The sequence below is a fragment of the Alterotamlana spongicola genome, assembly GCF_035818475.1.
Lineage (GTDB): Bacteria > Bacteroidota > Bacteroidia > Flavobacteriales > Flavobacteriaceae > Cognatitamlana.
Genome location: NZ_JAYMGV010000002.1, coordinates 301,929 through 314,309, shown reverse-complemented (window position 1 = coordinate 314,309; position 12,381 = coordinate 301,929). Strand labels below are relative to the sequence as shown.

General features: G+C 33.7%; 15 protein-coding genes. 5 read left to right on the top strand and 10 right to left on the bottom strand.

Annotation, left to right across the window (positions count from 1 at the left end; all coding sequences use genetic code 11):
* Positions 1 to 35: 35 nt before the first annotated feature.
* Entirely contained in the window at positions 36 to 851 is an 816-nt protein-coding gene (locus VOI54_RS13770) for a hypothetical protein (RefSeq protein WP_326283422.1), read from the top strand.
* A gap of 71 nt (positions 852 to 922) precedes the next feature.
* Here VOI54_RS13770 and leuD read toward each other — a convergent pair whose 3' ends face one another.
* The 3 genes from leuD to VOI54_RS13755 all read right to left on the bottom strand — a co-directional run bounded on the left by leuD (position 923) and on the right by VOI54_RS13755 (position 4,080).
* On the bottom strand, positions 923 to 1,519 hold the full coding sequence (gene leuD, locus VOI54_RS13765) for a 3-isopropylmalate dehydratase small subunit (RefSeq protein WP_326283421.1): 597 nt from the start codon (positions 1,517 to 1,519) through the stop codon (positions 923 to 925).
* Between the two features lie 76 nt (positions 1,520 to 1,595).
* Positions 1,596 to 2,990, bottom strand: a complete 1,395-nt coding sequence (leuC, locus tag VOI54_RS13760; RefSeq protein WP_326283420.1) for a 3-isopropylmalate dehydratase large subunit — start codon at positions 2,988 to 2,990, stop codon at positions 1,596 to 1,598.
* A 202-nt stretch (positions 2,991 to 3,192) separates the two neighbouring features.
* Entirely contained in the window at positions 3,193 to 4,080 is an 888-nt protein-coding gene (locus tag VOI54_RS13755; RefSeq protein ID WP_326283418.1) for a DUF72 domain-containing protein, read from the bottom strand.
* A 64-nt stretch (positions 4,081 to 4,144) separates the two neighbouring features.
* Between VOI54_RS13755 and VOI54_RS13750 the strand changes: the two genes are divergently transcribed.
* The 3 genes from VOI54_RS13750 to VOI54_RS13740 all read left to right on the top strand — a co-directional run bounded on the left by VOI54_RS13750 (position 4,145) and on the right by VOI54_RS13740 (position 6,097).
* Positions 4,145 to 4,750, top strand: a complete 606-nt coding sequence (locus VOI54_RS13750; protein WP_326283417.1) for a TetR/AcrR family transcriptional regulator — start codon at positions 4,145 to 4,147, stop codon at positions 4,748 to 4,750.
* 51 nt (positions 4,751 to 4,801) lie between these two features.
* Positions 4,802 to 5,551, top strand: coding sequence for an SDR family NAD(P)-dependent oxidoreductase (locus VOI54_RS13745; protein ID WP_326283416.1), 750 nt, complete (start codon positions 4,802 to 4,804; stop codon positions 5,549 to 5,551).
* Between the two features lie 129 nt (positions 5,552 to 5,680).
* Positions 5,681 to 6,097, top strand: a complete 417-nt coding sequence (locus tag VOI54_RS13740; protein ID WP_326283415.1) for a glyoxalase — start codon at positions 5,681 to 5,683, stop codon at positions 6,095 to 6,097.
* Positions 6,098 to 6,180: 83 nt separating this feature from the next.
* Here VOI54_RS13740 and VOI54_RS13735 read toward each other — a convergent pair whose 3' ends face one another.
* Positions 6,181 to 6,864 (bottom strand): DUF2461 domain-containing protein, encoded by a 684-nt coding sequence (locus tag VOI54_RS13735; protein ID WP_326283414.1) that lies wholly within the window; start codon positions 6,862 to 6,864, stop codon positions 6,181 to 6,183.
* Positions 6,865 to 6,934: 70 nt separating this feature from the next.
* Positions 6,935 to 7,711, bottom strand: coding sequence for a tRNA pseudouridine synthase A (locus VOI54_RS13730; protein ID WP_326283413.1), 777 nt, complete (start codon positions 7,709 to 7,711; stop codon positions 6,935 to 6,937).
* A gap of 97 nt (positions 7,712 to 7,808) precedes the next feature.
* Between VOI54_RS13730 and VOI54_RS13725 the strand changes: the two genes are divergently transcribed.
* On the top strand, positions 7,809 to 8,228 hold the full coding sequence (locus VOI54_RS13725; protein ID WP_326283412.1) for a hypothetical protein: 420 nt from the start codon (positions 7,809 to 7,811) through the stop codon (positions 8,226 to 8,228).
* 56 nt (positions 8,229 to 8,284) lie between these two features.
* Here VOI54_RS13725 and hisIE read toward each other — a convergent pair whose 3' ends face one another.
* From hisIE to hisB, 5 genes are all read right to left on the bottom strand, one after another.
* Positions 8,285 to 8,878, bottom strand: a complete 594-nt coding sequence (hisIE, locus tag VOI54_RS13720) for a bifunctional phosphoribosyl-AMP cyclohydrolase/phosphoribosyl-ATP diphosphatase HisIE (RefSeq protein WP_326283411.1) — start codon at positions 8,876 to 8,878, stop codon at positions 8,285 to 8,287.
* Positions 8,879 to 8,927: 49 nt separating this feature from the next.
* A complete protein-coding gene (gene hisF, locus VOI54_RS13715) occupies positions 8,928 to 9,683 on the bottom strand; it encodes an imidazole glycerol phosphate synthase subunit HisF (RefSeq protein WP_326283410.1) in 756 nt (251 codons plus the stop codon).
* Positions 9,684 to 9,766: 83 nt separating this feature from the next.
* A complete protein-coding gene (gene hisA, locus VOI54_RS13710; RefSeq protein ID WP_326283409.1) occupies positions 9,767 to 10,495 on the bottom strand; it encodes a 1-(5-phosphoribosyl)-5-[(5-phosphoribosylamino)methylideneamino]imidazole-4-carboxamide isomerase in 729 nt (242 codons plus the stop codon).
* Between the two features lie 75 nt (positions 10,496 to 10,570).
* Positions 10,571 to 11,152 (bottom strand): imidazole glycerol phosphate synthase subunit HisH, encoded by a 582-nt coding sequence (gene hisH / locus VOI54_RS13705; protein WP_326283408.1) that lies wholly within the window; start codon positions 11,150 to 11,152, stop codon positions 10,571 to 10,573.
* Between the two features lie 36 nt (positions 11,153 to 11,188).
* A complete protein-coding gene (gene hisB, locus VOI54_RS13700; RefSeq protein WP_326283407.1) occupies positions 11,189 to 12,325 on the bottom strand; it encodes a bifunctional histidinol-phosphatase/imidazoleglycerol-phosphate dehydratase HisB in 1,137 nt (378 codons plus the stop codon).
* Between the last annotated feature and the right edge of the window lie 56 nt (positions 12,326 to 12,381).

Genomic DNA, 12,381 nt, shown 5'->3' with positions numbered 1-12,381 from the left:
AATACCTATATTTATGCAATAAACACAAGCCTTATATGAAAATTATAAAATATTTATTAAAACCATTCTTTTTACTTCTTTTGTTTAATTCTTGTGGAAGTATGAAAACTTTTGAGGAATTAAATATTGACAAGGAACATGTCTTTGTTGATGATGGAATAGTGATAAAAACTAAAAAAGGCAGGTGCTCAAAAATTAGTATTACATCTGATAATCCAGATATAAGAGTGTTAAAAAAATCAAACTGCTATTATTATGTCTCATCTTTAAAAGAATCCACAGGGGAAATTTCTATCACATTCAATAGAAAAAAGAACAATAGCATATCAAAAACATCTGTTGTTAATTTTTATGAACATGGCACTAAAGATTTTGCAACAGTTGAAGGACTTAAAATCGATTATGACACTACTGAAAAGGCTTTGACTCTTTTAGGCTCACCTGAGTGGATTTATAAAAATAAAAAAACAAAAAAAGAAAGTTGGTTTTATTATTCTAAAGGACTGGCTATATATACAGAAAACGATTCAAAAACTATAGGAGCAATTAGAGCATATTGCACTTCATGGAATATCGATAATGTTAAAGACTCAAATGGTAAGGCTTACCCATATCAAATTTATAATATTGGTGATTTTTCTTCTGAAAATGAGATATTCAACATGAATAATGTAATAAATTCATTAGGCGAACCAAACATAAAAAGAATGTTTAATCCCAAAAACTCAACCATATCATATGATTACATAGGTTTTAATAACGATAAAACCACTAATTTTTCTTTTTTCTTTAAATCTACAGATGTAAGTGATTACAAAGGAAAACAAATAGAAATGATAAATTTTTATTAAGCAAAAAAGCGTTTTATATTCATTAATAAAACGCTTTTTTAACCTTTCAATTCTTTTATAATAAATCCTAATTAGAAAGGACGAGATTCTGTAAATACTTCAATCTCTCCTTTCATATTTTGTAAATAGTCTATATCATCAAAACCATTCAACATATTTCCTTTTTTGTACCCGTTAATATCAAAAGATTCCTGAGCACCTGATGATGGCAATGTTATAGTTTGTGCTTCTAAATCAATAACCAACTCTGTTTTAGGATCAGCATAAACAGCTTCAAAAATTTCGTTTAAAAATTCAGGGCTGATCTGTACCGGTAAAACGCCTATATTTAAACAGTTGTTCTTAAATATATCAGCAAAAAAACTTGATACAACACATCTAAAACCATAGTCATATACAGCCCATGCCGCATGCTCCCTTGAAGATCCGGAACCAAAATTCTTTCCTCCTACCAATATCTTCCCTGAGTATATAGGGTTGTTTAAAACAAAATCCTCCTTAGGGGTATCATCACCATTATATCTCCAGTCACGGAATAAATTATCTCCAAAACCTTCGCGTTTAGTCGCTTTTAAAAAACGAGCCGGTATAATCTGATCTGTATCTACATTCTCAATGGGTAACGGAACTACTGTACTTGTTAATTTTGTGAATTTATCGTAAGCCATTTTATTTTCCTTTTAGCCTTTAGTTTTAACTATTGGCGTATTTTTTTATTATTTAAATTTTTAGCTAACAGCTATTTTATAGTAAATCTCTTGGGTCTGTTACCTCTCCGGTTACTGCCGCTGCTGCAGCTACCAAAGGACTTGCTAATAATGTTCTTGACCCTGGGCCCTGACGACCTTCAAAGTTTCTGTTTGATGTGCTTACCGCATATTTTCCTGCCGGTACTTTATCATCATTCATGGCCAGACAAGCTGAACATCCCGGTTCTCTTAATACAAATCCGGCTTCTTCAAAAATATCCAGTAATCCTTCTTCTTTTATTTTTGCTTCAACAACATGTGATCCCGGAACTAACCAGGCTGTAACATTGTCAGCTTTTTGCCTACCTTTAACTATGGATGCAAAGGCACGAAAATCTTCAATACGTCCGTTAGTACAACTACCAATAAACACATAATCAATTTTCTTTCCTATCATTTGGTCATTCTCAGCATATCCCATATAAGCTAAAGACTTATCATAAGTTGCTTTTCCACCTTCAACAACATCGGCAGAAGGAATGGTATTAGAGATCCCTATTCCCATTCCCGGATTTGTTCCATAAGTGATCATAGGTTCAATATTGCCGGCATCAAAAGATAATTCTTTGTCAAAAACAGCATCGTCATCGGTCTTTAATGTTTTCCAATACGCCATGGCTTTATCCCAATCAGCGCCTTTAGGTGTTTTTGCTCTGCCTTTAATATAATCAAAAGTCTTCTCATCAGGAGCAACCATGCCTCCACGGGCTCCCATTTCAATAGATAGGTTACACACCGTCATACGGCCTTCCATGGTCATATTTTCAAAAACATCACCGGCATATTCTACAAAATACCCTGTAGCACCAGAAGTTGTTAACTGTGCTATAATATATAAACCTACATCTTTAGGTGTAACCCCTTTATTTAAAGTCCCATTAACACTAATACGCATTTTTTTAGGCTTAGGTTGCATGATACATTGTGATGTTAATACCATTTCAACCTCTGAGGTTCCAATACCAAATGCAATGGCTCCAAAAGCACCATGAGTTGATGTATGGGAGTCACCACAAACAATAGTAGCTCCGGGAAGTGTAATACCATTTTCCGGCCCTACAACATGGACAATACCATTATTTTGATGTCCTAATCCCCAGTGACTAATACCATATTTATTAGCGTTATTTTCTAAAGTTTTTAATTGATTAGCAGATAACGGATCTTTAACCGGTAAATGCTGATTAATTGTTGGTGTATTATGATCTGCCACAGCAAATGTACGCTTCGGATACAGTACATTTAAGCCTCTACTTTCTAATCCTACAAAAGCTACAGGACTTGTAACTTCATGAATTAAGTGGCGGTCTATATATAATACATCTGGCCCATCTTCAATGTTTCGCACAACATGCGAATCCCATACTTTATCAAACAATGATTTACTCATAAAATATCTTTAATTATTATGTTAAACTACACATAGGAAGTTATAAAGAAGCACAAATTTATATTATATTACAGTTATTTAAAACTTTCAAACTGTTTGTTATTGAATTTTTATAAAATTGCCAATAGATAGGTTATAAATTGAATTATATTCAACAGAATAACAAAATTGATTATAATTTTCAAAAGCCCGAATTGCGGCTTTAAAAAAGACTTTGTTGATTGTTATCATTGGGGATTTTGAGCGAATAACCTAATTCTGAATTCAACTTTTTTGTAAAATAAGCAGACAATAGCGGGGACTCCTTTTCTATATTTTGGTGTATAAAAAAATCTATTTCCTTAACCCCCTGATCTTTCCATAATTTTAATCGCTTTACCCAGTCATCTAACCGGGTATAATCTGAAGCATGGTTAGCTCCAACATAACGCACAAAAGCTGTAGCATTAGTTAAACGCATGTGCATTAAATCTCTTCTTCCTGCAGTATCTACAATAACATTAGATATATTATTAGATTCTAATAATTGATACAAGTCTTGGGCAACGTTTGTGTCATTATACCAATTGGTATGCCTAAATTCCATAGCTAAAGGGATTTCTCCCGGCCATGCTTCTACAAAGCTAACTACCTTATCAAAATTTTTAGGCGCAAAATTAGAGTGCATTTGTAAAAATATTGTACCCAGCTTCTCTTTTAAGTTTGCCGCATTGTATAAATAATGTTCAACAACTTCTTTAGTGTCATTTAAACGTTTCCAATGACTTATTTCCTGATTAAGTTTTGGAAAGAACTTAAAACCGTTTGGTGTTTTATCATACCATGTTGAAAACTGTTCTGCCGGAAAAATACGGTAAAAAGTAGCATTTAATTCTATGGCATTGAATTGAGAGGCATAGTAAACCAGTTCATCTTTTGTTCCTCTTGGGTAAAACCCTTTAAGGTCTGCTCTATTCCATTTCGCACAACCAACATAAATTTCGGGTACATTATCATCTTTCACCTTATTTAAAACTATTTTTGTTTTAGGGTGATCCAGAGGTAACGTAAAATCTATATTCTGAGGGTTTTCTACACTTCCGAACTTCATGAAATTTTCTTTTTTCCAAAAATAACTAAATTTTAACATTGTTCTTTTAATTAAATTATTAATTTTGGAACGATCATTCCATATAGAAATGCCAAAAGTAGAAACATTTGATAAGTCATTAGTCATTCAACAAGCCACTAATGTATTTCATGACAAAGGGTACAATGCCACATCTATGCAGGATTTGGTTGATGCAACCGGATTAAACCGGTCCAGTATATATAATTCTTTTGAAAGTAAGCATAATTTATTTTTAGAATGTATGGCGGCCTATCAAAACAGATATCAGGTAAAAATTTCCAATACATTATTAAAAGCTAATAATCCTTTGGAAGCTATACATTTCATATTTGATTTATATCTCAATGAGATTGCTATTGATAAGGACAAAAGAGGTTGTATGCTTGTTAACTGTAAGTCTGAAATGGCGAATCATGACAAGGCTATCACTAATTTTTTAAATAAAAATCAGGATCAAACGGTATACTTATTGGAAGACTTGGTCAAAAAGGGGCAAAAAGAAAATTTAATCAATAACATTAAGACTTATAAAGAATATGCTTTGTACCTATACTCTAGCATACAAGGTTTTAGAATGACAGGAATATTGATTTCAGATAAAGCCCAATTACAGAGTATTATAAAAACAATTATCCAAACATTAACATAAATTTTTTTTAATTCATTTTGAAACGATTGTTTCAAATAAAATATTTTAATCATGAAAAAACTAGAAAACAAAGTCGCAGTAATTACAGGAGCAAATAGTGGAATTGGCTTGGCAACAGCAAAGTTATTTTTAAAAGAAGGGGCTAAAGTGGTGCTTTCGGGAAGACGTCAGGAAGCCTTAGATTCAATTTCAAACGAATTGAATGGTGACTATATAACCGTTTTAGCTGATGTCTCAAAACCTGAGGATAACAGTAATTTAATTGAAAAAGCCGTGAGTACTTACGGGAATATTGACATCTTATTTCTAAATGCCGGAATAGCAAAACCCTTACCTACTACTGATATCTCGGTAGAACATTTTGAAGAAACTATTAATACCAATGTTAAAGGGCCTATTTTAGCTATAAAAGCCGCTTTATCCAAGATAAACGATGGCGGTAGCATATTATTTACTAATTCTATTGTTCACCAAAAAGGTTTTGAAGGTTTAAGCATTTATTCTGCTAGCAAAGGCGCTTTAAGGGCTTATGCCAGGGTATTAACAAATGAAGTGAAATCCAGAGGTATAAGAGTGAACTCTATTGCTCCCGGACCAATTGCCACTCCTATTTATGGTAAAATGGATTTACCAAATGACGTCGTAGAAGAAATGGGCAAAGGTTTTGCTTCAGCTGTCCCTTTAGGCCGATTTGGAACTTCTGAAGAAGTAGCAAATACCGCATTATTTTTAGCGTCTGAAGATGCTTCATACATTAATGGTATTGAATTGGAAGTTGATGGTGGTTTAAGTCAAATCTAAATTTGAATGTTAAAAAGGCTGAAAAAACATCATTTTTCGGCCTTTTTGTTAATAAACCAGTTAACAACTATAAGCTTCATGACAAAAATTAAGTTTTAATAATCTATACTTTTAGTCAAACCTTAAGTCATGAACAAAAGACAAATTAACCTAAAACGTATCCGTCCGGAAGTTTCTTCAACAACAATTAACGATCATATGAGTAGTGATGAAAGGTTTCAAAACTTAGTTTTGAGGCCTATTATACAATTACAAAACGATTTGTTAATCGAAGTTTTTAAAAACTATATAGCCAAACACAAATCTGTATTTTACGACTTATCACTGGAAAAGCGCATGGACTACATTGAAAATGCCATACATAAGGATATGAAGTTTAGAAATTCTTTAAAAGGTATGGTTATAGGCCTATTTACTATTGAAGAATATAAAACTTATGTAAAAAACTCATCAGCGCTAAACAAACGTATGATGTCTATTGTAAAAGAACGTTTACTTAGTAATGTTCAATTATTTGAAAGACCGGAACTATTAACGGCTGTTTAATAGTTACAAGATTAATTTACGCCTCTGTTTTTTGGGTGTGAATGTCATTCAGAGCATAGCGAAGAACCTTTTGTAAACGTTTCTTAATCAATCAAAGAAACTCCGTTCAAATCGGTTGTTAATACATCACTCATATAATCAAAATAAGGTCGTATGGCCTTAAACGCTTGATTTATATCGTTTATAAAGTTGGTATCCAGCACTTCTTTATCCGTATATTTTTTTGTAAAAATATACTGTTTCTTTTTAATTAAGTCTATGGCTTTATGTTCTTTGCTAAACCCTTTTGGCGCTGTTTTTACTTCATCACCTATAAAGCTATCTCCCCAAATACGGTTAAAAGCTTCATCAGCTAATATGGCTCTGATCTCGCTATCATCCATTTCAAATTCTTTTCTTATTCGTAAAAGATCAGCCGGTGCCGGTTCCCAAAACCCTGTAGCTATAAAACTCTCATTATTTGGTTGGATATGAAGGTAGTATCCGCCTCTAAGTTTTGGCTTTGTTCTATGGAAAGATCCTCCAAAATGTGTTTTATATGGTAGTTTGTTCTTAGAAAACCTCACGTCACGATAAATTCTAAAAATCTTTAATTTATCTATCTCGTCATGTGTGTTCAGGTTTTCTAAAATAGTATTATAAAACGCCTTTACATCTTTTTCAATAGCCTTAAATTCGGGTTTATGCTCATTAAACCAGTCGCGGTTGTTATTCTTCTCCAGTTTTTTAAAAAATGAAAAAATGTCTTTTGATACGGTATTGCTCATAATATATTTGATTGATAGACTATTAAAACTATGTCTTTATTTTAAGATGTAAATTACAAAAGATAGATGATTATTCAAATTCTATTTTATTTAGAATTAATCCTGAAGCCGGTGCTATATAATCCATTTTAATAGTACTGCCATCTTTTAAGCTTTCTTTAATATGGTCCAGGCTTAATTTTCCTTTTCCAAAATCAATAAGTGTCCCCATCATCAGTCTAATTTGGTTTCTCATAAAGCCTTTCCCCCTAACTCTCAATAAATAGCTCTTTTTGGGGAAATAACTCGCTGTGTATATAGTGTTTTCAATTAATTCACAGGTTAAAATGGTTCTTGTATAAATTCCATTGTCTGTTGGTTTATAACAATAGGAGCGCACATAATGCTCGCCTTCAAATAATTTAGCCCCCTGTTTCATAAGTTCTATATCCAGTTCGTCAAGTATAGTAGTCATAATAGGCGCGCAAAACGGATGGCATTTTTCACCAAAAGTGAATAGATAGAGGTATTCTTTTATTTTAGAATGATTAATAATATTAAATTTTGCATCAACAGCTCTAATACTCAATGCCCGTATGTCCTGTGGTAAATTGTAATTGAATAGTTCTAAAAACACAGTTTCATCTTGTATAGGCTCCTGTAAAAATAATTCAAATGCAGCATGTTCTGCAGATACCATGGCATCTGTTCTACCTGAACTTAAACTTTTAAAAGGTTTGCCTTCCAGAATATAATTCAATGTTCTGTCAACCATTAAATGTAAAGTTTTGACATCAGGTTGCTTTTGCCAACCGTGAAAACGATATCCTAAATACTGGATATCTAAAACGTAGAAATATTTTTTCATTATGTACTATTATCAGGGTGGAAATTAGTCTATTTATATATTGTAACAAAAATTTTATAAATTGTATGTCAGAATTACTAACTAAAAACTATAGATTATGACAGAATCATCAATAAACAAGCCACCGGTTTGGTTTTGGATTGCGAGTGCAATAGCGCTTATTTGGAATGGCATGGGAGTCAATGCTTATTTACAGCAAGCTTTTAATACAGAAGGGTATCAGGAAATGTACACTGCTGAACAACAAGAAATTGCGGCTAATTTTCCGGCATGGGTAACCGCTGCATTTGCTATTGCTGTTTTTGCAGGAGCTTTGGCTTCTATTGGACTATTGCTTAGAAAAAAATGGGCAACTACATTATGGATATTATCATTAATTGCAGTTATTGCACAGACGGCCTATGTGCTTATAAATGGATATCAGTCTGACATGACCATGACCATACTAATTATTGTTTTTGCATTTGTTTTTGTTTGGTTTTCAAGGTTATCAGCCTCAAAAGGATGGCTTAAATAATATACAACCACCAATTATATATATCAAAAGGCATTAGGTTTTATTCTTAATGCCTTTTATTTATGTCTGTCTTTTAATTCTTTTTCAATATCCTTCAAAGTGAACCCTTTGGCTTGCAACAGCATTAAATAGTGAAATAATAAATCTGCAGATTCATATAAGAAGAGTTCATCGTTATTGTCCATAGCTTCAATAACAGTCTCTACAGCCTCCTCTCCTACTTTTTGAGCTACTTTATTGATGCCTTTAGAAAACAAACTGGCTACATACGATTTCTTAGTGTCTTTATTAGCCACACGTTCTTGAATGACATCTTCTAACGTTGAAAAGAACCCATAAGAAGCTTTGTTTTCTTCTTTCCAACACGTGTCCGTTCCGGTGTGACAGGTTGGGCCAACTGGATTGACCTGTATTAAAAGAGAATCATTATCACAATCATTTTTAATATTAACAAGGTTTAAAAAATTACCGCTTTCCTCGCCTTTAGTCCATAAACGCTGTTTGCTTCTGCTAAAAAATGTTACTTTTTTTGTCTCTGTGGTTTTTTGATAAGCTTCTTCATTCATATACCCTAACATCAAAACATTTTTTGTGGTAGCATCTTGAATGATAGCCGGAACTAATCCGTTTGAATCGTATTTTATAGTCATAACTTCTATTTTAATGCGGTGCTGTAATGCATTCAGCATGACGCATGTTTTACAAACGCACTTCTATATGATTTGTTTTTAATTCTTTTTTTAATTCTGGAATGGGGATCTCTCCAAAATGAAAAACACTTGCTGCTAATGCGGCATCTGATTTTCCTTCTTTAAAGGTATCTATAAAATGCTGGACGTTACCGGCTCCTCCAGAGGCTATTATTGGGATATTCAATATGGACGATAATTTTGCCAAAGCCTTATTAGCAAAGCCATTTTTAGTGCCGTCATGGTCCATAGACGTAAATAAAATCTCTCCGGCACCTCTTTCTTCTACTTCTTTAGCCCATTCAAACAGATCTATTTCTGTTGGTATACTCCCTCCTGCCAAATGTACTTTCCACTGCCCGTCAATCTGTTTGGCATCTATAGCCACCACAACACATTGGCTTCCAAATTTATTGGCCAATTCATTGATCAGTTCTGGCCTTTTAACTGCCGAAGAATTAATGGATACTTTATCTGCGCCACACTGCAACAAGGCATCTACATGCTCCACACTTGAAATACCTCCTCCAACGGTAAATGGAATATTTACCTGCTCAGCCACATGTAATACCATATCTAAAACGGTAGCTCTCCCCTCCAAAGTAGCCGATATGTCTAAAAACACCAATTCATCGGCACCATAATCCGCATATTGCTTGGCCAATTCAACAGGATCTCCTGCATCGCGTAAGTCTACAAAGTTTACGCCCTTTACGGTACGTCCGTTCTTAATATCCAGGCAAGGTATGATTCTTTTTGTTAGCATAATCTAATTTGTCATGGCGAATGTAATGAAGCAATCTGTGTCATTTAAAAGCTTACTTCGTTGCTTCACATCTTGTAATAATGTTAGTTATTATTAATTATATATGTTTCTAGTTGTTTCAAACTTATTTTATGCTCATAAATAGCTTTGCCTATAATAGTACCTTCACAACCCAGTTCTGCTAATTTAGGAAGCTCATCAAATTTTGATATCCCACCACTGGCTATCAGCTTTACATTTGGAAGTTGATTCAACATTTTTGCATATAAATCAAAAGATGGGCCTTCCAGCATACCATCTTTGGCAATGTCTGTACAAATCACATAGGACACACCTTCTTTCATATAATTTTGAACAAAGGGAATCAGTTCTTCATCAGACTCTTCCATCCAACCGCTAATGGCTATCTTTTCATTGTTAGCATCAGCTCCTAAGATAATTTTATCGGCTCCAAATTTAGACAGCCAGCTTTTAAAAACATCAGGTTTTTTAACAGCAATACTGCCTCCGGTGATCTGGCCCGCTCCTGACTCAAACGCTATACGTAAATCCTCATCTGTTTTTAAACCACCACCAAAATCAATCTTTAGGTTTGTTTTTGTTGCTATGGTCTCTAATACTTTGTGATTTACAATATGACTTGCTTTGGCTCCATCTAAATCCACTAAATGTAAATATTCAATACCATGGTCTTCATACTGTTTAGCCATTTCCAAAGGATTTTCATTATAGACTTTCTTTGTACTATAATCTCCTTTTGAAAGCCGTACACACTTACCTTCTATAATATCTATTGCGGGTATTATTCTCATTTTTTTAGCTATTTGTTTTAGGGGCTATTAACCAAATGACTAATACCCCAGCCTCATCAGACCTAATACTTTAATTTATAAATTCAAAAAATTCTCTAATATTTTAGCACCTTCCTGACCACTCTTTTCCGGGTGAAACTGTACCCCATAAAAATTTTCATGCTGTAATGCTGAAGCATAGTTTATGCCGTAATCTGTTTTGGCAATAGTTTCATTACAGTGCTCAGCGTAATAACTATGTACCAGGTACATATACTCATTGTCACTGATACCTTTAAACAAATCAGACTTTAAGTCTTTAATCACATTCCACCCCATTTGTGGCACCTTCATAGCGTTAGAAAAGCGCTTCACCTCGGTTTGAAAAATGCCCAGGCCTTTTGTATTACCTTCTTGAGTAGATTTACACAATAGTTGCATACCTAAACAAATGCCTAAAACCGGTTGTTTAAGTTTTGGTATTAATGTATCTAAGCCACTTTCTCTTAACATACTCATAGCACTACTGGCTTCTCCTACGCCTGGAAATATAATTTTATCTGCTGATTTTATTTCTTCCGGATTATTGGATAAGATGGCTTCATGTCCTAAACGCTTAAAAGCAAATTGAATACTTTTAATATTTCCTGCTCCGTAATTTATTATAACTAATTTCATTAAAAAAGCTTTTAGTCTATGATATCATAGACTATTTTATAACATTCCTTTTGTTGAAGGTAAAAACATCTTGTTAGCGTCCCGCTTTACCGCCATTTTCATAGCTTTTGCAAAGGCTTTAAATATCCCTTCAATTTTATGATGCTCATTGACACCTTCTGCCTTTACATTCAAGTTACATTTTGCACCGTCAGTAAATGATTTAAACAAATGATAGAACATTTCCGTAGGCATATCTCCTATTTTCTCCCGTTTAAACTCCGCATCCCATTCTAACCAATTACGCCCTCCAAAATCTACAGCAACCTGTGCCAGACAATCATCCATAGGTAAACAGAATCCATAACGTTCTATACCTAACTTATTTCCTAAAGCCTTATTGAATAATTCTCCTAAAGCAATCATGGTATCTTCTATGGTGTGGTGCTCATCAACCTCCAGATCTCCTTCAACTTTTATGGTCAAATCCATAGCCCCATGACGTCCTATTTGATCTAACATATGATCAAAAAATGACAGTCCTGTATCAATGTTATTTTTACCGGAACCATCTAAATTTAGCTTGATATATATTTGAGTTTCATTGGTGTTACGTGTAATTTCCGCAACACGGTCTTTAAGTTTTAAAAACTCATAAATTGTCGCCCAATCAGTACTTGTTAAAGCTATGCAGTCTAAAATCTCCTGCTTAGACGTTTCAATTTCATCTGCTCCTAATTCCTGGTTTTCTGATAAGAAAATACCTTTAGCGCCTAAATTTTTAGCCAGCTCCATATCGGTGATTCTATCACCCAATACAAATGAGTTCTCTAAATCATATTCCTCTGAAAAATACTGAGTCAACAATCCCGTCCTAGGCTTTCGTGTTGAGGCATTCTCATGTGGAAATGTTTTATCTATATGAATTGCCGAAAATACAACACCTTCTTTTTCAAAGGCCTCAATAATCTTATGCTGTGCCGGCCAAAATGTGTTTTCCGGGAAACTATCAGTACCCAGTCCATCCTGATTGGTTACCATAACCAATTCATAATCCAGTTCATTGGCTATTTTGGCCATATACTGAAATACCTTTGGGTAAAACTCCAGTTTTTTTAAACTATCTAATTGATAATCAACCGGTGGCTCTAAAACCAAAGTGCCGTCTCTATCTATGAATAGTACTTTTTTCATTTTTATAACTTTAAACTATAAACTTTTAGCAATTAGCAAAAGCTAAAGGCTTGAAG